Genomic DNA, 20,750 nt, shown 5'->3' on the forward strand with positions numbered 1-20,750 from the left:
TGAAAGGTGGTTTGCGGAATTCGCAAGGCGTGTCATGCTGGGGACATGACCGACCGCAGTGACGTGGAGCATCTGGCGCGCACAAGGCTGCGAAGCATCCGCACCACGCTCGGCTACTCCCTGGACGAACTCGCCGAACGCACCAATCTCAGCCCGTCGACGATCAGCCGGGTCGAAACGGGCAAACGTACACTCAGCCTCGACGTGCTCGTCCCCTTGGCCAACGCGCTACAGGTCAGCCTCGACGTCCTGTTCGAGGCGACCAGCGACGAGGACGTGGTGATCCGTCCCGTGCAGCACCGTTCGGGCTCGCGCACCACCTGGCCGCTGAGCCGCGTCGACGGGCGCACCATGGCGATGAAGGTCCGGTTGGAGCCCGAGGCGACGATGCCGGCCCAGCGGGTCCATCCGGGGTACGACTGGTTCCTGGTCCTCGACGGCAGGGTGCTGCTGTGGCTCGGCGAGCGGCGGATCGAGGTCGGCAAGGGCGAAGCAGCCGAGTTCTCCACGATGACACCCCACTCGATGACAGCGCTCGACGAGCCCGCCGAGCTGATCATGATCTTCGACCGCGAGGGCCAGCGCGCGCATCTGCACCAGTAAGCGCGCAACCCGCCAGGGTGGGGTGCCTCGCGTCAGCTCAACCCGAGATTGTGCTGTTCGAGGGCGGTCTCAATGATGTCCAGTGCCTTCGGCCCCACGCCGTGCAACCTGGCAAGCTCCGCACGCGGCGCACCGTCGAGCTGGCGTAGGGCGGTGTAGCCGGCGGCGTTCAGCGCCCGCGTCGCGGGTGCGCCGATCTTCGGCAGGGTGTCAAGGGACGATTCCACCGCTCGATGCTAGACCGCCGCTCCCCCGCAGGATCGACCCGTCGCGGCCACGGTTTCGGTGTCTGGCTGACACCGGCCGTACGCGTCCAGGCGGCGGCTCTGACGACAAGGCCCAGGCCGGAATGCGGTCGAATCCGCCCTCAGGCCAGGTGGTGGGTGTCGTTCAGTTGCACGATCCAGCGGTTGTGGAAGTAGTCGTCCTCGCGCAGGTGGGTGATGCCGCCAGCAGAGAAGCGGATGCCCACCAGACCCGCCGCGCCGAGGGGCATGCCGATCCAGGCCGCGAGCAGGAACGTGGCCGTTCCCCCGTGGGTCACCACAACCTGATGCTCCACCTTCGACCGTAGGATCCCCTCCAGCGCGGCGTAGGCCCGTACGGCCAGCTCCCACTTCGTCTCCGCGCCGGATATGCCCTCGTCATGACGCATCCGCTCACCGGTGGCGGGCGGCGGCACGAACCGTCCGTCCAGCCACGCCTGCGGGCGTCCTCCGGCTTCACCGTACGATTTCTCACGGAGGTCGGCGTCCAGCACCACGCTCGATCCGAGCCGTTCACCGATCGTCTCCGCTGTCCGCCGGGCACGGAGCAGGTCCGACGAGAACACCTCGACGCCGGCAGCAGAGGACAACCGGTCGGCGAGCACCTGCGCGATCAGGTCAGCGTGCGCGCGGCCCCGGGCAGTCAGGTCAGAGTCGAACCACCCACCGACCAGTCCATCGACGTGGTGCGTCGCCTCTGGGTGCGTCACGACGTACAGGTTCCTCACTCTGCCTCCTGCTCCGCATCAGGGGATTCCTGCCCGCCAGTGCGACGTCCGGCGCCATCCAGGCCCTCCAGCATCCCACCCCACTCCGGTAGCCGCCGCCCGGTCACCCGCGACCGCGCCGGCGGATGAACCGCCAACTGTGCCCTTGCACCGCTGTCGTCAGATGGGTGGTGTGGCTGACGACATCGAACATCGGCTGGCTTCGGCTGCCGAAGCGCTCCGTGAGTACGAGATGACCACCCGGCGTAGTGCGGAACTGCGCCGGCGCACGGAGGAGATGACCGCGCAGCTCGCCGCGTTGCGCGCACGGCACGCCCGCGAGCGGGAGGACGTCGAGCGGTTGGAGGGTCTGTCCCTGACCCGGGTGCTGGTCTCGTTGCGCGGTGCCCGTGGCGACACGCTGGCGCGTGAACGTGCGGAGGCCGAGGCCGCACGCTATCGGGTGGCCGAGGCCGAGGGCCGGCTTGAGGCGATACGGCGGGAGCACAGCGCGGCGGAGGCGCGGCTGCGTCAGCTCGCCGGGGCGCCGAGCACCTATGCCGCCGTACTCGACGACAAGGAGCGATACCTGGCCGGCTCCGGGGACCCGCGCCGTGCGCCACTGTTGGAGCTGGCTGCCGAGCGGGGCCGGCTCACCAGTGAGACGCACGAGGTGACCGAGGCCATGCAGGCCGCGCACACCGCTTCGCGCGCCCTGTCCCAGGTACGGGACAAGCTCGGTAATGCGTCCGGTTGGTCAGCCTATGACACGTTTCTCGGCGGCGGTGCGATCAGCAGCGCGATCAAACACACTCGGCTGGACGAGGCGGCCCAGGCCGCAGCCTATGCCGATCGTTGTCTCGCCGTGCTGCGCACCGAACTCGCCGATGTCCCAGGGGTGGCGCTCACCGCCCCGCAGCTGGCAGTCGACGGCCTGACCCGGTTCGTCGACGTCTGGTTCGACAACATCTTCACCGACCTCGCGGTACGAGATCGGATCAAGCAGGCCGAGCAGAACGTCGCCCGGTCCATGCGACTGGTGCGCGACGTGCAAGCCCGGCTGGAGCAACGGGCAACCCAGGTAGCCGCAAAACTCGCCACGATCGACACCGAACGCCGCAATCTTCTCACCCGACAGTAGGCGGCACGGCGCACCCGACGGTTTCCTGACCGGCAGCTACCTTCGGCGCCGATCAGCGCGAGGCGGTCGATTGAGACCCGTACCGTTCGGCCGCGCGCGCCTTCGCCTTGGCCGCCTCCACGTCCCGGTCGCGGGGAGGCGCCTTCGTGACGAGGCTGTCCAGTAGTGTCCGGGTGGCCGCCGTGACGGCGCGGACCGCCTCACCGAACGCCTCCTCGTTGGCCGCCGAGGGCCGAGTCGCGCCGCTGACCTTGCGCACGTACTGGAGGGCGGCGGCTTCGATCTCATCGTCGGTCACCGGCGGTTCGAAGTTGTGAAGCACGCGGATGTTTCTGCACATGTCCCTACCATGCCACGCAGCTCCACCTGGCTGGCCTCGTCGCTCGGCCCGCCGATGACCACTGTCGGCCGCGGTCTGGTGTCGGACCGGACACGACGTGGGGTACGCGAAGGAGGTTACCCATCGCGGTTCGTTAGCGTGTCGCCGTGGACGAGACAGCACGGCTGATCAGTAGGAGTTGCACGACTGGATGGGCCGATTGGATCCATGGTGAGCTGTGGTTGCTGCCACGTCATCTGGTCCGACGTCGGCTGACCCTCCGCGAGACACGCGCCAACAAGGACGGCCGTACGGTCCCCGTCCCGCTGCCCGAGGTGCCGGCGTCGTCCTTGGCTCTGCGGGACATCACGTCCGCGCACCGGACCAACAAGGTGATCCCGCTCGATGAGGTAGCTGAGGCCCGGCTGCACCGCGGGATCCTGACGGATCGGCTGGCGCTGAAGATGGATGACGGCAGCCGCCACAAGTTGCTGTGGCTGAAGGTTGATCCGGCACACGAGATCCTCGGCCCCGCACTGGGGCACCTTCTTGGCGCCCGCTTCACCCGGGATTGAGCCGAAGCGCGGGCCCCTGAACCGCCCCGGATCTTGTATTGACTCCACAGAACCCGGGGCGGTTCAGATCTCCTGCTGCGCTAGACGACACCGCTGGTCCAGCCACTTGAGGATAATCTGGTTAGTTTCTTCCGGCTTTTCCTGCTGGATCCAGTGACCGCAGTCCAGACTGACCACATCCACGTTCGGCACGAATTGTGGCAATCTTTCAGATCTCGCGACCGTGTCGCGGTCGCCGTAGATCGTGAGGGCGGGCTGCCGGATGACGGGGTCCACGTCCGCCAGCAACCGCCAGTTGCGGTCCAGGTTGCGGTACCAGTTGATGCCGCCCGTGAACCCTGTTGATTCGAAGGCGGAGACGAAGACGGCCAGTTCGCTGTCGCTCATGATGGGCTCACCGGGCGGGGTTTCCATTCTGGCAAGGTTGATCAACGCGTTGCCCGGTCCCGGCTCCGCGGGGGGCACATCCTTGCGGTACAGGTTCCGCAGGAACTGGTACGTGTTCTCCTCGAACACGGCGTCCGCGACGCCCGGCTGCCGGTTGAAGTGGACGAAGTAGAAGTCGCTACCGAGCGCATCCTCCATGAGCTCGATCCAGGGTCGGTCGCCGCGCTCGAGGTACGGCAGGCTCAGGTTGATCACCTTGTTGACCCGGCCCGGATGCAACAGGGTCAGGCCCCAGACGACGGCCGCGCCCCAGTCGTGACCGACGAAGGTGGCATCGTCGTATCCGTAGTGATCGAGCAGTGCGACGAGGTCGCCCGACAGGTGTGCGATGTCGTAGTCGGTGACTTCGGTCGGGCGGGACGAGTTGCCGTAACCCCGCTGGTTCGGAACGATGACGTGGTGGCCCGCCGCCGCGAGGGCGGGCATCTGATGGCGCCAGGAGAAGGCGTGCTCCGGCCAGCCGTGACACAGCACGACGGGGTTCCCCGCGTTCTGCCGGCCGGCTTCGAACACCTCCAGCTCCACACCGTTGACCGAAACGCGGGTGGGCTCGGGAAAGTCGGTAGTCATGCCGGCATCCTGCACAGCGAAACCGGTCACCTCCTGACCGGTTTCCCTGAGAGAGTTGTCCGAGTGCGGGCCGACCGGTTGATGGCCATCCTCCTTCTGCTGCAACATCGCGAGCAGGTGACCGCAGCGGAGGTCGCCCGAGAGTTGGAGATCTCCGAACGCACCGCCCGTCGCGACCTCGACGCCCTGGGCATGGCCGGGGTGCCGGTGTACTCCGTTCAGGGCCGGGGCGGCGGCTGGCGCCTCGTGGGCGGCGCCCGCACCGACCTGTCCGGATTGACCGCGAGTGAGGCCCGTGCCCTGTTCCTGGTCGCCGGCCCGGCCTCGGCGGCGACGCCGGCCGTGAAAGCGGCGCTACGCAAGCTCGTCCACGCCCTACCGGAACCCTTCCGGGTACAGGCCGAGACGGCAGCGTCGTCGCTCGTGCTGGACCCGCGACGATGGGGAGCGAGCCGGATCGAGCCCCGACCACCCCGCTTCCTCGATGCGCTCCAGGACGCGGTGATCCGCGGCGTCCAGGTCCGGCTCGGCTACGTCGACCGCGAAGGCGCCGCAACCGAGCGAACCGTCCACCCGCTGGGCATCGTCGCCAAAGGCCAGTCGTGGTACCTCGTCGCCAACACCGAGGCCGGTCGGCGGAGCTTCCGGATCGACCGCGTGTCATCCGCCGACCCGACCGGCGACCCCGTGCACCGGCCGGAGGACTTCGACCTCGCCGAGAGTTGGCGCGTGATCGCCGACGACGTCGATCGCAAACGAACACCACTCGATGCCCGGGCGGTGTGCGCGCCCCAGGCGATAGGCATACTCCGGATCGGATTCGGCGGTCGGCTCGAAGTCGGAGGCGCCACGACCGACGGCCGCATCGAGGTCGTGATCCGTGGCAACGACGAACACACACTCGCTGGCGAGCTTGCCGGGCTGGTCGAATGGATCGACGTCACCGGCCCGCCGGCTGTGCGCGACCATCTGGCCTCGATCGGCAACATGCTCGTCGAGCGATACGCCTGAGACCGGCAGCACCAGCGGCGTGACGACCCCCATCGTCCGGCACACGATCTGATTGCGGCGCTGTTCCACCCGGCCGACTATCGGCGCACGCGTGGCTCGGAGCTGGTGGACACCTACCTGTCCCTGGCCGCGCCGGACAGTGGTAGAGCTGCAACGCGCGCCCATCGCCGTGATCGAGTGCACGGTTCCCGGCTGATCCGTCCCTCAGCCGTTGGTCGAGCCCGACTCGCGGCGGATCCCCGCACTACGCGTTCGTGGAGCCGGTCTTGCGGACCAGCATGTACCCGTGCGGCGGCTCTACCTCTTCGGGCGGGGTGCTGCCCTGGAAGACCAGGGCAAACCCGGCCGCGGAGAACCGGTCCGCCATCTCGCCGGCCGAGAGCCAGTACCGATCGAAGTCGACGCCGAGACTGCCGACGCGGCTACCGGGACCGTTGCGATGCCCGGTCCCGTCGCCGTGCTTGAACGCCGCCACCAGGTAGCCGCCCGGCCGCACGACCCGGGCCAACTCGGCGAACGCCCGTACCCGGGCGTCCGGCGCCAGGAAGATCAACGAGTACCAGCACACCACCCCGGCCAGCGACGCGTCCCCGAACGGCAGTTCCCGCAGATCCGCGACCGCGTACCCGAAACCCGGATGCTCCCGCCGCGCCACCTCCACCATCCCGGGCGACAGATCCACCCCGCACGGCGCCAGGCCCCGGCCCGCGAGGTACGGAAGGAGTCGCCCGGTGCCGCAGCCCACGTCCGCGACCGCCACACCCACCGTCAAGGTCAGCTCGGCGAACAGGTCGAGCATCGTCCGCTCGACCGGCATGCTCTCCAGCACCCCGACCAGGTTCTCCGCATACCACTCCGACAACACATTGTGCGCGTCCCGCAGTTCCTCCGTACCGGCGTCCATCCCCCGCTGCCCCTCCCGTCCTCAGCCGTCGTGGCGGCGAACCTACCTCAGAACGCAGAGCCGAGCAGAAGGGAGCGCCGGAGGCCCCTGTTGACGCCGGCGGGTCAGGTCGTTGATGTCCAGGCGACGCGAACCGTTCCTGTCGCTGCCGGCTGACCGCACCGGCGTCGCGGTCGGCGACCCGGGTGCGGACGAGCCGGCATGTCGCGTCACGTCGCGCAAACCGTTAGGCTCACGGTGACCTACCTGGCGCTCAGGGGAGTCCGCGTTGAGGCGCGCTCACTGAGGAGTCTGCCATGGCATCTGCGCCGGGTCCGGTCACCGGGCAACCGATCTGGGACATGCTCGGTACCAGAATGCCGAGCGGGGTCCTCGGGCTGAGCGACCCCGACGTCCATCTGATCGACGGCCGCTGGGTCATGTTCATCGGCGGGTTCTCCACCAGTTTCCGTAACCGGCTCTACCAGGCACGCCTGCCCGCCGACACCGGACCAGAGCAGGCCGGCTGGGTGCTCGACCGGCGTCCGATCATCGCCGACCCGCCCAAAGGGGCGTGGGACGCGGGCGGCATGCACACCCCGAGCTACGTGCCACCCCACCATGCACACGGTGCGCGCATCTACTACGCGGGCCGCGGCGGCGCACGACACTACGGCCGGGGCAGCGAGTACGTGATCGGCGTCCTCACCCAGGATCCCCGAGGGCGATGGGCGCGACACGCGGCGCCGGTTCTGCGCGGATGGCCAGGCCGACCCAGCGTGCTCGAACCGCTCGTCATCGCCGTCGACAGCGGTTACCGAATGTGGTTTCTCGCCACACCGCACGAAGTCGCCCCCGGTGAGCAGCCCGACTACGAGCTGCGCGTGACTGACAGCACCGACGGTATCCGGTGGGATCCTTCCCGCCGCTTCACCGCAACCGAGGAAGGCTACTTCGACAACGCGGTCTACCCGACCCGGACGGGTGGGAGATGACACTCGCCCGCGGTACCAACCTGCACGGCACCACGCCCTACCCCGACCAGGGACTGTGGGTGATGCGAGCCGCGACGCCGTCGCCGGACCGCGCGGCCTGGTCGACGCCACAACGCGTTCTCGACACCGCCGCGCCCGCCATCCCATCGTGGATGGCGCGCGGAGTCTGTGGCCCCTCGGTCATCCCGCTCTCCGGCAGGCGACGACTCGTCTTCGTCACCGGCACCTACGACGTCGAATCCTGGTGGCAGGCCGCCCGACTGCGGATGACTCACGCACGACGTGTCGCTGTGCCATCACCCTTTTTTCTCGCCACCGGCACCATGAACGTGACCTACGTGAAGTGACCGCTCCAGTGCGTTCGCACCGGCAGGTTCAGACGCCGGCGAGACGAGCTGCCATGGCGGCGCGTAGCGGGCGCTTCGGGGCAGCGCTCCGGATGCCGAGACGTGGTGCTGACCATGGCATCAGGCGACGCAGAACTCGTTGCCCTCGGGGTCATGCATGACGACGTGCCCGAGGTCGTCGCCGTACCACTGCTCACGGACCACCGTCGCGCCGGCGGCGACCAACTCGGGCACTTTCTGCCGGATCAGTCGGGTGCGCTCGGCCATGTCCCAGGGGCCTGGACCGGCCACCCGGATATCGATGTGCATGCGGTTCTTGGCGGACTTGCCCTCGGGCACCTTGAGGAAGCCGATGGCGCGGCCCCGGCCATCCGGATCGACGATGGAGGCGTTGTCGGGCTCGTCGAAACCGGATTCCTTGACGTAGCCGAGGGCAGCGCCCAGAAGGCGGCGATCCGCTGGGGATCGTCGGCGTCACATCCCAAGGTCCAGAAAGTCGCCACGGCGCCAACGTACGCGAGCTACGACACGCTGTCATCGGGCACGACCGAGCGTCGGCCCACCCCGACGCCTGTGCCGCAACAGCACGCCCGATCGGCGGAACGTGTTGGACGAGTGCGTCTCGGCGATCTCCAGTGCGGCTGTCTGACATCGCAGAGCGGCCCGGCACGAACCGCCATACTGTCGCCATGGGCCTGGACGTGCGCAGCGACGACAACTGCCACCTGTGGGCCGAGCAGTCCGGCACCGGGCCGCCGCTGGTGCTCTGTCACGGCGGTCCGGGCCTGTGGGACTACCTCGCCCCGGTCGGCCGGCTGCTCGACGAGCATGCCCGCACCATCCGCTGGGACCAGCGCGGCTGTGGACGCTCGCAGCGGCGCGGACCGTACAGTGTCGCCCGCTTCGTCGCCGACCTCGACGCGGTACGCGACCAACTCGCCGGACCGGTCATGGCGCTGCTGGGCCACTCGTGGGGTGCGCACCTGGCGTTGCGGTACGCCATCGAGCACCCCGAACGGGTCAGCCACCTGATCTACGTGTCCGGAACCGGCATCGACCCCGAACGCGGCTGGCACCCGCACTACCAGCGGAACCTGAGACAGCGGCTCGGTCGCCATCTGGACCGCTGGGAGACGCTCGGCGCCCACGCCCGCACGCCCGCAGAACAACGCGAACGGGCGGTACTGCAATGGTCGGCCGACTTCGCCGACCCCGGCACCGCCCTGCGGCACGCCGAACGTATGGCCACCCCATGGCTGGGCATCAACCAGGACTGCAACCAGGCCCTCAACGCCGACGTCAAGCACGAACTCAAGGACTCCGACCTGGTCGTGCGGTGCCGAACGCTCGACCTGCCCGTACTGATCATCGACGGCGCCGAGGACATCCGCCCCCGCTGGGCCGTCGACTCACTGCACGAAGCGCTGCCGAACAGCCGACGGGTCAGCCTCGCCGGCTGCGGCCACCTGCCGTGGGTCGAGAACCCGCACGACTTCCGTGAAGCGGTGACCGCCTTCCTGACGCAACACAGTCACCAGACTCCCAGCCACGTTCACCGCGAACCCGCAAGTCCGCAGTAACGCTCGGATCGCGGCTACAGATCCCGCACTGACCTCGTCGACCTCACGCGACACCCACGCATTGGTATGACAGATCAGCGGCACCACCCGGTATTTACCGCAGCTTCTACATTGACTGGTGCTTGCTCGTCGTTGATGAATCGAGGTGTCATGAACTCCCCGACGCCCCCATCACCTCCGCCTTTTTCGCCAGTGCCGGCGCCGTTTCGGCCGCGACGGATCGGGCTGCTGATCGGTGGTTCGGCCCTGGCCATCCTGCTGATCTGCGCGATCAGCGCGATCATCGTCGTGCCCCGCATCACCGGTGATCTCAGTGAAGAGGAGGCACGAGTCACCGAGGCACAGGCCGCGGCGAACACCGCCGACCAGGAGTTGAGGCGGGCTGCCGAGCGGCTGCTCACCACGCCGGCGATCCGGTACGAGGGGTCGTTCACCGGACCGGACGGCGACCGCATTCGCATGGACGTCCGGGTGACCAATGAGGGCACGGTGCGAGGCAAGCTGACCACCGGCGGCCAGACCGCCGAGATCCTGGACCTGAGCGATCGCACCTTCATCCAGGTCGGCGCCGCGTTCTGGCGGAAGGCCGGGATCACCGACGGACGCGAGAAGGACTTCGCCAAGCAGTGGGTGCGCGTACCCGGCGACCTATTCGGATTCGACTTCGGTGACGTCCTGGCACCTGCTCTGTTCGCCACCGGCATGGTGCCGAGCATCGACGAGAACGGCTACCCACAGCAGGAGGAGTCACCCGAACTCGGCGCGATCCACTCGGTGGACGGCGTCGAGGCGCAAGCGGTGGTCCTCGGCGGTGTCACGTACCTGATCAGCACGGCCGAACCCAAGCAGCTGCTGGGAGTGAGCACCGTTCCGGTGACCGAGTCGGGGGGCGGCTTCCAGCCGATCGCATACCGGGTCAGTGACGTCGAGTTGCGGGCCACGCTGGAGGTCCTCACCGACGACGAGCGACAGTTGCTGTTCGACGAGGTGAAGCGTCAAATGGGCGTACTGTCGCAGGCCCTCGACAGTATCGTCCAGGTGTCGCTTACCGGTAAGGCGAGCCTCAGCCCCTGCACCACCAGCGGCTGCACCGCGAACCTGAAGCTCCGCAGCAGGGTGACGTCGGCGTCCAAATACGTGACGATCGGTAAGCAGGTCACCGTCGAGGTGGACATCACCATGACGTTGGACGGCAAGCTGGTGAAATTCTGCCCAGTGGTTCTGACCATGAAGCCGAAGGACACCAAAACGGCCCGATGCCGCGCGTCGTACTATATTCCGCCCGCTCGGAATCCCAAGACCCACCAGATTTACGCCGCGTACACGGCGGTCGCCCGGGCGGTGACCACGGCGGACGCCAAGAAGATGGCTGCGGACTTCGCCGACGAGATCGAACGCAATGGCGCGCTGGGCGTCAAGCCGCCGAACAAGTCGCACGAGTATCTGCCGCCCGGCGTGAGCCCGCCCACCCTGAACACCCGGCAGCAGCAAGCAAGGACCCGTGTCGAACAGCTCGCGAAGCAGGCCTGCGCTGACGTGCAGCGGTGGCCCGGGGAGTCCGCGCAGCACTGGGGCGACCGGGTGCACAGACGGCTCGCGGAACTCGTCGACGCGGAACCGGCGTCGGCCAACCTGTTCGCGGAGGTCGGCTACCTCAACGAGTCTCTCGCCAGACGGTGGAAGAATCCGGTCACCGGACGGGAGGGCTGGGAGAAGGGCGCCAAGGCACCGGATGTAGTGCTCGGCGTGAGCGAACTGGAACCGGAGCTCTTCCTCGATCTGAAGACCGGCGCCAAAGGGCTCGAGCTCAAGTGGTACGAAGACCTCAAGAGGCAGCTCCCGGAAAGGTACCAGAGCATTCCTGCGATCACGGTTCGATGCTGAGGAGGGGACGATCACGTGGATGTCGGCAAATGGGAAAAGGCCGTCGACGGGTACCTGCTACCCGCCCTGGGTGACGGCTGGCGGGCTGCGGACGGCCGGCTGGTGCGAGGGCTGGTCGGCTGGACCGCCCAGACGGTGCAGCCGCTACCACCACTGCGCCAACGGCCCACCTTCCAGGTGGAGGTGATCGTCTGGTTGCTCGCGGTGCCTATGACCGACGGATACACGTGCTCACGGCGCCTGGATGGCGTGTTCCCTGAGCCAGACGCCCTGGCTGGCTACGAACCGGTGATGGCCGACATCCGGGACGCCGTACTGCGGGAGGGTGTTCCGTTCCTGGACCGTTACGGGGATGTGGAGGGCTTCCTCGCTCACCAGCTGGAGCGGGAGGCCCGGGAGGCGGAGCGTGGCCTGAGCGCCCCGGAAATGCGGGCGTCCGAGCAACTCGTCTACCTGCATGTGATCCGCGGGGACTGGGACGCGGCGCTGGTCGCGGCAGCGCAGGCCGAGGAGGCCGGGGAGCTGAACCGTTCCAAGCCGCACCCGCTGCCCTGGAAAGAGGAGAGCCTTGCACGCGTTCGTGCGGTGATCGCCCTTGGCCCGGCCGGTGGCCGCGAGGCCCTCGCCCGGAACGCGGCCGCGACGGCGGCCGCGTTGTCCCTGCCGTACGACATGTAGCTCCCTGGAGCTCGGGCACGCACTGGCGATGAGCAGGCCGGGAACCGGCCGCCGTGGTGAATCACGGGTCCGATCCGGTCACCTATCGGACGCGAAGTCCAGCGACGAGGAGGTCGACCAGGCGGCGTGCGTCGTATCGGGGGTCGTTGCCCGCGCCGATGCAGAGATTGCCGACGCCGCGTAGCAGGCCGTAGGCGTCCATGTCGGGTCGGATCTCGTCGGCGGCGACGGCGGCGTCGAGGAGTTTGTCGCAGACCGGGACGAGCCGGTCGAGGAAGTAGGCGTGCAGGGTCTGGAAGGCGGCGTCGTCGGACTGGAGCGCGGCGGCGAGACCGTGCTTGGTGACCAGGAAGTCGACGAACAGGTCGATCCACTGCGCCAGTGCGGCGTGCGGTGTGTCGCTGTCGGCCAGTAGGGCCGGCCCCGCCTCGGCGCACGCCTCGATCTGGTGCCGGTAGACGGCGACGATGAGGTCGGCTCGGCTGGGGAAGTGGCGGTAGATCGTGCCCACGCCGACGCCCGCCCGCGTGGCGATGTCCCGCACGGGGACGTCGACGCCGGAGGTGACGAACGCCGCGGCGGCGGCGTCGAGCAGGGCCCTCTCGTTGCGCCGGGCGTCGGCCCGCTTGCGCGGGACCGGTTGCTCCGAGCCGCTGTCGATATCGGCCACGTCGAGTTACCTCCGTCACCTCGCTTGGCATCCGGAACGCTGTTCCGTATCGTACTTACCGGAACACCGCTCCGCTTGTTCAGCATAATGAACCGGGCGGGCTGCCACAAACCAACACCGCCGGACGTCTGTGAGGAGAACAGTCATGCGGTACCGCCCCTTGGGTCGCACTGGTGTGCAGGTCAGCACCCTCGTACTCGGCGCAATGAACTTCGGCAGGATCGGCAACACCACCCAGGACGACGCCACCGCCATCGTCGACGCGGCACTCGATGCGGGGATCAACCTCATCGACACCGCCGACGCCTACAGCGGCGGCCAGTCCGAGGAGATCATCGGCAAGGCCATCACCGGCCGCCGCGACGACGTCGTCCTGGCCACCAAGGCGACCCTGCCGATGGGCGACGGCCCCAACCAGCGGGGCGGCTCCCGCCGCTGGCTGGTCACCGCACTGGAGAACAGCCTGCGCCGCCTCGGCGTCGACCACGTCGATCTCTACCAGATGCACCGGTGGGATCCGACGACCAGCGACGACGAGACGCTGTCGGCGCTGACGGACCTGCAGCGCGCGGGCAAGATCCGCTACTTCGGCTCCTCGACCTTCCCCGCCTACCGCATCGTGCAGGCACAGTGGGCCGCCCGCGAGGGACGTCTGAGCCGGTACGTGACCGAGCAGCCGAACTACTCGATCCTGCAGCGTGGCATCGAGACCCACGTGCTGCCGGCGACGCAGGAGTACGGCATGGGCGTGCTGGCCTGGAGCCCGCTGGCATCGGGCTGGTTGTCCGGCGCGATCCGCGCCGGACAGGAAATCAGCACGAACCGCTCCGGCTTCATGCAGCAGCGCTTCGACGTCAGCATCCCCGCCAACCGCGCCAAGCTCGACGCCGTCGAGCAACTCGCCACAGTCGCCGACGAGGCCGGCCTCAGCATGATCCAGCTCGCGCTCGGCTTCGTCACCGCGCACCCGGGCGTGACGAGCGCGATCATCGGCCCCCGCACGATGGACCACCTCAGCTCGCAGCTCGCCGCCGCGGACACGGTGCTCTCGGCCGACGTGCTGGACGCGATCGACGCGATCGTGGCTCCCGGCGTCGACCTCGCCGCTCAGGAAAAGAACGACACCCCGCCCGCTCTGCTCGAGCCGGCGCTGCGCCGCCGCTGACCACTCCGGATGCCTGCCCTTCGCCGACACCGCCGACGCCGTGGGCAGTCTCGCCGAGGCGTCGATCACATAGCGGCCCTGGCCGGTCGGTCTGAATTGATCCCCGAGTCTCGATGGCTGCTGGCCGCTCCTGGTCGGCCGGGTCGTAGGGGGCTTCCGGGAGGCGCAACGGGACACCGAAGGGGCCGCTCCCCCGGCCGAGGGAGCGCATTCCCCGTTGTCGGGGAGGAGAGTCCGTACGTCACCGTAGAACCTTGGTTGATGACTGACGGTACTGCCAGGCCCGGGCGATGAGGGCGACATCGGCAACTGTCACCCGGATCCGGTCGTGGGCACTGGCGTGCGCTCTGTTCGTCGTCGGTGAGGTGGCTCTGCGGGTGTACTGGATCGCGGGTGGTCGGTGGGGGTATACCGCCTGCGACCGCACCGACCTGGTCGACCCGGCGGGCGGGTGCGGCGCGGCCCGGGTCGAGTCGCTGCCCTTCTGGGCGGGGTCGGGAGCGGTGGGAGTCGGTGCCGCCCTCGCGATGCTGATCGTGTGTGCGGTCCGCATCCCTGGCCGCTACCCGGCCGCGGGCAGCTGGGCGGCGGCCGCGCTGCTCCTGGCCGTCGCGTTCCCGTTGCACCTGGTCTTCGAAATCCCCGCGGCGTTGGTGGGACGCCCCTCGGACTGGCGTGACCTGGCCGCCCGGCTCGCCCTGGTGACCGGCGGTCTCCTGTTCGCCGGGCTCGCGACCGCCTGCGCTCCCCCGCGTACGGCGCGGGTGGTCCGATACCGGCCGGTGCCGCGATGGACTCGACGCTGGGCGTACGCGGCGGTCGCGCTACCGGTGGTCGGGTGGGCCGTGCCGCACGGACTGTGGGTGCTCGGCGTGCCGTTCGGCATCCCGCAGCGGCAATTGGACGACATCCACCAGCACCTCTCCAACTGGACGGGTGTGGCGATCACCCTCGTCCCACCGCTCGCCGGCCTGCTCGTCCTCGGGTTGGTCCAGCGGTGGGGACAGGAGTTCCCCGCCTGCCTACCGGGGCTGCGGGGCAGACCAGTTCCCCGGCTCCTGGCGGTGATCCCCGCCGGGATGGTGGCGCTCGCGCTGGTCACCTACGGCGTCCTGAGCGTCGCAGCGCTCGCGCGGCACGTGCTCAACGGCGACACGCCTTGGTCGGACGTGTGGGCAGGGTGGGCGGTGACCGGCACCCTGCTGGTGTTTCTCGGCTGGGGAGTGGCTCTGGGCGCCACCACCGCCGGCTACGCCCTCGCCACCGGCCTGATAGGGAGTCCGTCACAGATCCTCGTCCCCCCGACCGATCGGCATGGTCATGCGTACCACTGAACCCGGCCGCCGGGCAGGACCGTGGCCTGATCACCAGTTCGTGTCGGTGGGCTGGGGCAGGATGTGGCCATGACCGTGACAGCTCGCCTGGACCTGGCCATCTTCGACGCTGCGGACGTTGGCAAGGTCGGCTCGTTCTATGCCGAGTTGGCCGGCTGGGACATCGTCCGTCAGGACCCTGACCGGTTCGGCGTTCGGACTCCGGACGGCCAGGAGATCGAATTTCAACACGCTCCTGACCATGTCGGGCCGCGGTGGCCCGGGCAGGAGCACCCGCAGCAGTTCCACCTGGACCTGCAGACCGACGATCCCCAGGCACAGGCCGAACGGGCCGTCGCCCTCGGTGCGGTCCGGTTGGCCGACGGTCCTACCTGGATCACGCTGGCCGACCCGGCTGGTCATCCGTTCGATCTCTGCCAGGCGGACGGCGTCGGGCCGGTGATGAGGCTGTTCGCGGTGACGATCGACGCCCCCGACGCGTCAGCGCTGGCCCGCTTCTACGCCAGCCTCACCGGTATGGAGGTCACCTACGACGGCCCCGAGGGTGCGCTCGTCGCCGGTGGCGGTAAGAGCCTGATGTTCCAGCAGATCAGCGCCTACAACCCGCCCCGCTGGCCGGATCCGGCGTACCCGCAGCAAGCCCATCTCGACCTCATCGTCGACGACCTCGACGCAGGCGAGACCCGGGCACTGGAGCTGGGAGCCCGCCGGCTGAGAGCCGGCGGTGAACGCTTCAGAGTCTTCACAGACCCGGCCGGCCACCCGTTCTGCCTCATCCGCTAGCGCGCCAGGGCCACTGCCGTCCGGACGGAGGTGTCCGCCGGGCAAGTTGGCGGGTAGCGCCGGTGCGTCAACTCAGGGATGATCATCGTCATGTCCGAGCAAGGTCTAGCCGGAACCTGGCGTCGCATCATCCGAGGGGACGGCAAGTCCTGGGTCGCATTCGCCCACGGGACGTGCGTCGTACTGCCAAACCCCGGACCCAGCGTTGACCTCGCCGCCCAGGCCGTCGACATCCTGCGCGAGTACGGCCCCGTCTACGCCGGCTCACCTGCCGGAGACTTCAGTACCATCACCCTCGATCCTGGTCCCGGATGGGTGGTCTCCAGCCACCACAGTGACGTATTCACCTACGTAGGGCCGGACGAGGTCTCGGACGACAGCGATCTGGCCGTTGGTCTGTACGGACGCACAAAGCGAGACCAGGACGGCCATGAGCTTGACGTCGTACACGTCGAGGACAAACGGCCGCGGTGAATCGGGGACGAGCTCGCGCCCCAGGGCTCGCCTCAGCATGTGCGGCTCGACCATGGTTGACCTCCCTCGATCTTCGCCACTTCGGCTGTGACAGCTGCTCGATCGAGATCAGCCGTTACCACTCCGTCGATGGGTTCGCGTAGGGTTCAACACATTTGTCACCGCCATCCTCATGATCCACGGAAGATTTTTTCCTTGAGGGTAAATGGATCGGGGCGCTTGTGCGTGAACCCCGTGTGGAACGAGAACGGAAGGACTTCGCGGACTTCTATCAGGGCTTCCGGGACAACTGCCTGCGTGCCGTACTAGCTGGTACGGGCGATCGCGCGCTGGCTGAGGATCTGGTCGCTGAGGCGTTCGCGCGAGCCTGGGCCTCCTGGCCAAAGCTGAGCCACCATCCGGCACCGGCGGCATGGGTGGTGCGCACCGCCCTCAACATCCGGGTGTCCTGGTGGCGGCGACGCCGGCGGGAGGTGGCCCTCGACGGGCACGAGCGGCCGTCCCTCATCGAGGACGACCTCGACATGAACGACGCCCTGCTGGCGGCCGTTCGCCGGCTGCCGCAGCGGCAGCGTGAGGTGGTCGTGTTACGTATCTGGCTCGACCTGGACACCAGGTCCGTGGCTGCGGTGTTGGGCATCTCCGCCCCAACCGTAGCCGTCCATCTGTCCCGTGCCACCGCAACCCTGCGGGCGCAGCTTGCGCCCGCAGCCCGTTAGGAGATTCGATCATGAACGACGATGAGGTGTGGGACGCGGTGAAGCAGACCCTTTCCGACGTACAGATGGATCGTCCGGTCGAGGCGATCGAGCAGCGCGGCCGAGCCCGGCGGCGCAAGCGCCACGTGCTCGGCCTGGCCGCGGGCGGTGGCGTCGCGGCCGTGGCCGCGCTCGCCCTGGCCCTGCCATTCGGCACGGCCCCGGCTCCGACCGGCCCGGACAGTCAGGCCGGGGCCGCTTCCCCGGCATCGGCCGGCAACACCAGGCTCGTGTCCCTGGCAGCCAACCTCACCGCGGACAACGCCGCACTGCCGGGTGACGCGTCGCTGATCGTCGAGAAGGTCGACGTCCGTCGGGGCACCGTCCCATCTCGTACCCGCTACCACCTGTACACCGACAGCGGCGAGTACTACTACACGGAGGCCAGGGACGAACTCCCACGGGTGATCGCTCGTGGCGAGAACCTCGGCAACGGCTTCCACACCCGTGGGGTGGCGGCGGCGCGGTACGCGGCAGCCGGCGACCTCGCCAAAGCCCGGGAACAAATGATCAACTCTGTGTACGACGAGGGAAAGCCCCCTACCGACGCCGAACAGGACCGAACGGAGATCCTTCGGCAGAAGGGGGTCACAAACCCGCCGCCGCTCACCGATGAGGACCGGAAGAAGATCGCCGCCAACCACCTCTGGGTCAACAGCGTCGACGTGCTCTCCGCAGGGGGAGGCGACCCGAAGGTACGGGCGGGCGTGCTCCGCCTGATCTCCACCATCCCCGATGTCACCGTCGTGGACTCGACGACCGGCGGGCAGCCCACCCTGACCATCACCGCGAGGGTGTGGACGGACGACACCCAACAGGTGCTGACCATCAACGCCCAGAACGGGGTACCGATCAGTTCCAAGGTGACCTTCCCGGAGACGGGAACCACCTTCACGGGAACCTTCAAGGTCTCCCGCGTGACGGTGGCCGACATCAGCGCCAGCGAGTCCTGACCCTCGGCCCTGCACCATGCGCGCCGTCCGCTCACCTGGACGGCGCGCACGGACCGCGCCTGTGACAACCGTCGCTTGAATAGCTGGAGACGCAGTTCCTCAAGCTCATTTCAGTCCCCTTCGCGGTGCGGTGTGGTGCCGGGCCGGCCGCCTGAAGCAGCTCCAGGTCGGGCCGAGCCGGCACGCGGACGTGCATTTTGCGTTGGACCGGCCGGCTGGTGGTTTCAGCTGACTTGATCTCCATTCACCGAGACGACCCGGCGCGCGGAGCCGTAGCCGCCGTTGCCGAAGCATCCGGAATGGAGCGTTTCCCCTTCCTATATCTGTGGGCCATTCGAGCGCTTCTTCAATCGGCTGATTGCACTGCATGGGGGCAAGTCAAGGTCTGTCGCCGACCACGGACAAACTGCGATCGACCTTCGAACACCGACTTGCTGCCGAGGGGCCACGACATCGACAGTTGATCGGCGACTTCGGATCAACAACTGATCGACGGACGTCTGTCTGCTTTTCGACAACGGTGGTCCAGCGGCGTTTCACCTAGTCCAGTATGGCCGCATGACCAGCCGCAGCGAACCGAAACTCGATATCGACCGGGGTAATACCCGGCATCTCACACGGCCCGAGAAGAGGGATGTTCGATGAGAGCAGGAACAATCGGTGGTCGGCGCCTGAGGTACCCCATCCTGGCCCTGGCCTTGACCCTGCCGCTGCTGACCGTCGGCCAGCCGGCGCAGGGGGCTCCGCACGCCGACGGTGACAGCATCCGTCAGGTGGGCACGGCGGTCAGCGCCGAGGCGTGGGCGGCCGGCAGGCAGCGGCACGGCGCGCAGGTGACTGCCGACGCGGCGATCGAGGCGTACTGGACGCCCGAGCGGATGCGCAATGCCAGGCCCGTCGAGGAGTCTCCCTCGTACAAGGCCGCGGCACGGCGTTTCGCCCAGAGTGGGGGGACCTCGTCTGCCGCGCCGACCAACCGGTCCAGGCCGGTGGATGTGCCTCCGATGGCGGGACTGATGGGTACCCCGGGCATGTCCACGCAGGCCATCAACCCGAACCTCGGCTCCAACTACCCGACCGCCCGGTCGAACGGCAAGGTCTTCTTCAACATGGACGGCGGATCGTGGGTCTGCTCCGGCGCGGTCATCAACTCGGTCGGCTTCAACACCGTGTGGACGGCTGGCCACTGCATCCACGGCGGCCCCGGCAGCAGTCTCGCCACCAACTGGTCCTTCGTTCCGGCGTACGACGATGACCTGGCCAACCCTCGGCCGCACGGCACCTGGACGGCCCGCGAGCTGTGGACCTGGAGCAGTTGGATCGACAACTCCAACTGGGAGGCCGACATGGCCGTGGCCATCATGAACACCCGGAACGGCGTCCGCATCGTGAACCAGTTCGGCGGCCACGGCTTCCGTACGCACCAGGGCTTCACGGTCGGCATCAACAACTTCGGCTACCCGAGCGGCGCGCCGTTCGACGGCGGCAACCTGCTGAGGTGCAGCGGCAACTCGACCCAGTCCGGGGCGCGGATCCGCATCAACTGCGACCTGACCGCAGGCGCCAGCGGCGGCCCGTGGTTGATCAACTGGGATGGGAACTGGGGCTACCTCAACGGCGTCAACAGCACGCTCAACTCGTACACGGCACCGACCTTGTGGTGGTCACCCTATTTCGACGACACCGCGTCGGAGTTGTACAACTTCACCGCCGCTCGCTGATCGTTGTCCGGTGACAGACACTTGGTCCCGGTAGTGCGCCCTTGACCTGAGCGGGCCTTCTCCAATGGCAAATGATCGAGCGGCTGGTCGCCATTGGAGCCGGCCCGCGGGTCCTGCGGCCGAGTTCGTCTCGGCGATGTGTCCGGGCGGGAGAGCTGGTCGCGTGCTGGTACGCCGACGTCACGTTCATCGACAAGGGCGTCACAACTTCGAGGCAGTCGGCTGCGCGGCTTCGCGGAATTCCGATTGGTGACAGGAGCGCATGGACGATGCCTATGCCATTCGCTTTGCAACTCTGGACGCCGTGACACCGTGCTGCAGCGGCGCCACCGTCTCGCTCGACGACCTGGAGTACTACCGGCCAGCCGGTTGTTGCTCTGCGAGTCGTTACAGCAGGTCCAGCAGAGTCTCCATCCGGGTGGCCAGGACCAGATCCATGGTGCCTTCGACGCGGACACTGACCACTGCACTACCAGGTGGCTGCGCCAGCCGGATGACCAGCGGGGGCGTGCCTGCCAGCGGGTACTCGAACCAGCCGTCGGCTGCTTCGTCGTTCGTGTCATCGAGCGCACCGGTCAGCGCTGCCTCGTCCAGGTCGTCATACGCATAGCCGACGTAGGAGCTGATCTGCCGGAGCAACCGCACGACGTGTTCCTCGGTCACCCATCCCTCGACCTGCGCCACCACCTCACCCCGGACCGTGCCGTCCTGCGACAACGACCGCGCCGTCAGCAACTGTTCCGATTGCGGGTCGTACGAGTCGAGCCCGTACGCACCGGCCAGAAACGGCAGTGCGCTGGTGCCGTCCCAACCGTAGGGCAGTGTCACCCCGACGAATCGATCGGCGAGGTCAGTGCGACCCCATGGCTGCCGCCAACCCAGATCG

Annotated in this window: 24 protein-coding genes; 15 read left to right on the forward strand and 9 right to left on the reverse strand. The window is 68.1% G+C overall.

Going from position 1 to position 20,750, the window contains the following annotated elements:
* Positions 1–45: 45 nt before the first annotated feature.
* Positions 46–603, forward strand: a complete 558-nt coding sequence (locus O7605_RS29195) for a helix-turn-helix domain-containing protein (protein WP_269742184.1) — start codon at positions 46–48, stop codon at positions 601–603.
* Positions 604–635: 32 nt separating this feature from the next.
* Here O7605_RS29195 and O7605_RS29200 read toward each other — a convergent pair whose 3' ends face one another.
* Positions 636–830 (reverse strand): DNA-binding protein, encoded by a 195-nt coding sequence (locus tag O7605_RS29200; protein ID WP_269742185.1) that lies wholly within the window; start codon positions 828–830, stop codon positions 636–638.
* 140 nt (positions 831–970) lie between these two features.
* Positions 971–1,579: a histidine phosphatase family protein gene (locus O7605_RS29205; RefSeq protein ID WP_269742186.1), complete on the reverse strand. Its 609-nt coding sequence runs from the start codon at positions 1,577–1,579 to the stop codon at positions 971–973.
* A 190-nt stretch (positions 1,580–1,769) separates the two neighbouring features.
* Here O7605_RS29205 and O7605_RS29210 point away from each other — a divergent pair, with 190 nt between their 5' ends.
* Complete coding sequence (locus tag O7605_RS29210; RefSeq protein WP_269742187.1) at positions 1,770–2,717, forward strand: hypothetical protein; 948 nt, start codon at positions 1,770–1,772, stop codon at positions 2,715–2,717.
* A gap of 52 nt (positions 2,718–2,769) precedes the next feature.
* On the opposite strand, the gene O7605_RS29215 is transcribed toward O7605_RS29210, so the two are convergent.
* Positions 2,770–3,057: a DUF2277 domain-containing protein gene (locus O7605_RS29215; protein WP_269742188.1), complete on the reverse strand. Its 288-nt coding sequence runs from the start codon at positions 3,055–3,057 to the stop codon at positions 2,770–2,772.
* Between the two features lie 146 nt (positions 3,058–3,203).
* On the opposite strand from O7605_RS29215, the gene O7605_RS29220 reads away from it, so the two are divergent.
* Positions 3,204–3,611 (forward strand): hypothetical protein, encoded by a 408-nt coding sequence (locus tag O7605_RS29220; protein ID WP_269742189.1) that lies wholly within the window; start codon positions 3,204–3,206, stop codon positions 3,609–3,611.
* Between the two features lie 63 nt (positions 3,612–3,674).
* On the opposite strand, the gene O7605_RS29225 is transcribed toward O7605_RS29220, so the two are convergent.
* On the reverse strand, positions 3,675–4,736 hold the full coding sequence (locus tag O7605_RS29225; RefSeq protein ID WP_269742190.1) for an alpha/beta fold hydrolase: 1,062 nt from the start codon (positions 4,734–4,736) through the stop codon (positions 3,675–3,677).
* On the opposite strand from O7605_RS29225, the gene O7605_RS29230 reads away from it, so the two are divergent.
* Entirely contained in the window at positions 4,692–5,639 is a 948-nt protein-coding gene (locus O7605_RS29230) for a helix-turn-helix transcriptional regulator (RefSeq protein ID WP_269742191.1), read from the forward strand. The two genes, O7605_RS29225 and O7605_RS29230, sit on opposite strands and share 45 nt — an antisense overlap.
* Before the next feature lie 244 nt (positions 5,640–5,883).
* On the opposite strand, the gene O7605_RS29235 is transcribed toward O7605_RS29230, so the two are convergent.
* Entirely contained in the window at positions 5,884–6,543 is a 660-nt protein-coding gene (locus tag O7605_RS29235) for a class I SAM-dependent methyltransferase (protein WP_269742192.1), read from the reverse strand.
* A 296-nt stretch (positions 6,544–6,839) separates the two neighbouring features.
* Here O7605_RS29235 and O7605_RS29240 point away from each other — a divergent pair, with 296 nt between their 5' ends.
* Positions 6,840–7,517, forward strand: a complete 678-nt coding sequence (locus O7605_RS29240; RefSeq protein ID WP_269742193.1) for a hypothetical protein — start codon at positions 6,840–6,842, stop codon at positions 7,515–7,517.
* A complete protein-coding gene (locus O7605_RS29245; protein ID WP_269742194.1) occupies positions 7,514–7,864 on the forward strand; it encodes a hypothetical protein in 351 nt (116 codons plus the stop codon). The genes O7605_RS29240 and O7605_RS29245 overlap by 4 nt, the downstream gene beginning before the upstream one ends.
* A gap of 120 nt (positions 7,865–7,984) precedes the next feature.
* Here the strand turns inward: O7605_RS29245 and O7605_RS29250 are convergent, their stop codons facing one another.
* On the reverse strand, positions 7,985–8,308 hold the full coding sequence (locus O7605_RS29250; RefSeq protein WP_332317192.1) for a VOC family protein: 324 nt from the start codon (positions 8,306–8,308) through the stop codon (positions 7,985–7,987).
* A gap of 245 nt (positions 8,309–8,553) precedes the next feature.
* Between O7605_RS29250 and O7605_RS29255 the strand changes: the two genes are divergently transcribed.
* The 3 genes from O7605_RS29255 to O7605_RS29265 all read left to right on the forward strand — a co-directional run bounded on the left by O7605_RS29255 (position 8,554) and on the right by O7605_RS29265 (position 12,006).
* Positions 8,554–9,444 (forward strand): alpha/beta fold hydrolase, encoded by an 891-nt coding sequence (locus tag O7605_RS29255; RefSeq protein WP_269742195.1) that lies wholly within the window; start codon positions 8,554–8,556, stop codon positions 9,442–9,444.
* A gap of 150 nt (positions 9,445–9,594) precedes the next feature.
* A complete protein-coding gene (locus tag O7605_RS29260) occupies positions 9,595–11,328 on the forward strand; it encodes a hypothetical protein (protein WP_269742196.1) in 1,734 nt (577 codons plus the stop codon).
* 15 nt (positions 11,329–11,343) lie between these two features.
* Positions 11,344–12,006 (forward strand): hypothetical protein, encoded by a 663-nt coding sequence (locus O7605_RS29265; RefSeq protein WP_269742197.1) that lies wholly within the window; start codon positions 11,344–11,346, stop codon positions 12,004–12,006.
* An 82-nt stretch (positions 12,007–12,088) separates the two neighbouring features.
* On the opposite strand, the gene O7605_RS29270 is transcribed toward O7605_RS29265, so the two are convergent.
* A complete protein-coding gene (locus O7605_RS29270) occupies positions 12,089–12,676 on the reverse strand; it encodes a TetR/AcrR family transcriptional regulator (protein ID WP_443083974.1) in 588 nt (195 codons plus the stop codon).
* A 145-nt stretch (positions 12,677–12,821) separates the two neighbouring features.
* Between O7605_RS29270 and O7605_RS29275 the strand changes: the two genes are divergently transcribed.
* The 3 genes from O7605_RS29275 to O7605_RS29285 all read left to right on the forward strand — a co-directional run bounded on the left by O7605_RS29275 (position 12,822) and on the right by O7605_RS29285 (position 15,958).
* Positions 12,822–13,841, forward strand: a complete 1,020-nt coding sequence (locus O7605_RS29275; RefSeq protein WP_269742198.1) for an aldo/keto reductase — start codon at positions 12,822–12,824, stop codon at positions 13,839–13,841.
* A 290-nt stretch (positions 13,842–14,131) separates the two neighbouring features.
* Positions 14,132–15,175: a hypothetical protein gene (locus O7605_RS29280; RefSeq protein ID WP_269742199.1), complete on the forward strand. Its 1,044-nt coding sequence runs from the start codon at positions 14,132–14,134 to the stop codon at positions 15,173–15,175.
* Between the two features lie 69 nt (positions 15,176–15,244).
* On the forward strand, positions 15,245–15,958 hold the full coding sequence (locus O7605_RS29285) for a VOC family protein (RefSeq protein WP_269742200.1): 714 nt from the start codon (positions 15,245–15,247) through the stop codon (positions 15,956–15,958).
* A gap of 264 nt (positions 15,959–16,222) precedes the next feature.
* Here O7605_RS29285 and O7605_RS29290 read toward each other — a convergent pair whose 3' ends face one another.
* The gene (locus O7605_RS29290; RefSeq protein WP_269742201.1) at positions 16,223–16,486 is read right to left on the reverse strand and encodes a hypothetical protein; all 264 of its coding nucleotides are present in this window, start codon (positions 16,484–16,486) and stop codon (positions 16,223–16,225) included.
* A gap of 167 nt (positions 16,487–16,653) precedes the next feature.
* Here O7605_RS29290 and O7605_RS29295 point away from each other — a divergent pair, with 167 nt between their 5' ends.
* The 3 genes from O7605_RS29295 to O7605_RS29305 all read left to right on the forward strand — a co-directional run bounded on the left by O7605_RS29295 (position 16,654) and on the right by O7605_RS29305 (position 19,864).
* A complete protein-coding gene (locus tag O7605_RS29295) occupies positions 16,654–17,151 on the forward strand; it encodes a sigma-70 family RNA polymerase sigma factor (RefSeq protein WP_269742202.1) in 498 nt (165 codons plus the stop codon).
* 11 nt (positions 17,152–17,162) lie between these two features.
* Entirely contained in the window at positions 17,163–18,143 is a 981-nt protein-coding gene (locus O7605_RS29300; RefSeq protein ID WP_269742203.1) for a hypothetical protein, read from the forward strand.
* A gap of 641 nt (positions 18,144–18,784) precedes the next feature.
* Complete coding sequence (locus tag O7605_RS29305; RefSeq protein WP_269742204.1) at positions 18,785–19,864, forward strand: trypsin-like serine peptidase; 1,080 nt, start codon at positions 18,785–18,787, stop codon at positions 19,862–19,864.
* A 387-nt stretch (positions 19,865–20,251) separates the two neighbouring features.
* Here O7605_RS29305 and O7605_RS29310 read toward each other — a convergent pair whose 3' ends face one another.
* The gene (locus O7605_RS29310) at positions 20,252–20,692 is read right to left on the reverse strand and encodes a hypothetical protein (protein WP_269742205.1); all 441 of its coding nucleotides are present in this window, start codon (positions 20,690–20,692) and stop codon (positions 20,252–20,254) included.
* Positions 20,693–20,750 lie beyond the last annotated feature (58 nt).

Origin of the sequence: Verrucosispora sp. WMMA2121 (assembly GCF_027460185.1) — a bacterium.
In the GTDB taxonomy this organism is placed as follows: domain Bacteria; phylum Actinomycetota; class Actinomycetes; order Mycobacteriales; family Micromonosporaceae; genus Micromonospora; species Micromonospora palythoicola.

Coding starts and splice junctions, on each gene's coding strand:
- O7605_RS29195 (WP_269742184.1), top strand. CDS start 46: ATGACCGACCGCAGTGACGTGGAGCATCTGGCGCGCACAAGGCTGCGA.
- O7605_RS29215 (WP_269742188.1), bottom strand. CDS start 3,057: ATGTGCAGAAACATCCGCGTGCTTCACAACTTCGAACCGCCGGTGACC.
- O7605_RS29225 (WP_269742190.1), bottom strand. CDS start 4,736: ATGTTGCAGCAGAAGGAGGATGGCCATCAACCGGTCGGCCCGCACTCG.
- O7605_RS29235 (WP_269742192.1), bottom strand. CDS start 6,543: ATGGACGCCGGTACGGAGGAACTGCGGGACGCGCACAATGTGTTGTCG.
- O7605_RS29240 (WP_269742193.1), top strand. CDS start 6,840: ATGGCATCTGCGCCGGGTCCGGTCACCGGGCAACCGATCTGGGACATG.
- O7605_RS29245 (WP_269742194.1), top strand. CDS start 7,514: ATGACACTCGCCCGCGGTACCAACCTGCACGGCACCACGCCCTACCCC.
- O7605_RS29255 (WP_269742195.1), top strand. CDS start 8,554: ATGGGCCTGGACGTGCGCAGCGACGACAACTGCCACCTGTGGGCCGAG.
- O7605_RS29260 (WP_269742196.1), top strand. CDS start 9,595: ATGAACTCCCCGACGCCCCCATCACCTCCGCCTTTTTCGCCAGTGCCG.
- O7605_RS29275 (WP_269742198.1), top strand. CDS start 12,822: ATGCGGTACCGCCCCTTGGGTCGCACTGGTGTGCAGGTCAGCACCCTC.
- O7605_RS29280 (WP_269742199.1), top strand. CDS start 14,132: ATGAGGGCGACATCGGCAACTGTCACCCGGATCCGGTCGTGGGCACTG.
- O7605_RS29285 (WP_269742200.1), top strand. CDS start 15,245: ATGACCGTGACAGCTCGCCTGGACCTGGCCATCTTCGACGCTGCGGAC.
- O7605_RS29290 (WP_269742201.1), bottom strand. CDS start 16,486: ATGGTCGAGCCGCACATGCTGAGGCGAGCCCTGGGGCGCGAGCTCGTC.
- O7605_RS29300 (WP_269742203.1), top strand. CDS start 17,163: ATGAACGACGATGAGGTGTGGGACGCGGTGAAGCAGACCCTTTCCGAC.
- O7605_RS29305 (WP_269742204.1), top strand. CDS start 18,785: ATGAGAGCAGGAACAATCGGTGGTCGGCGCCTGAGGTACCCCATCCTG.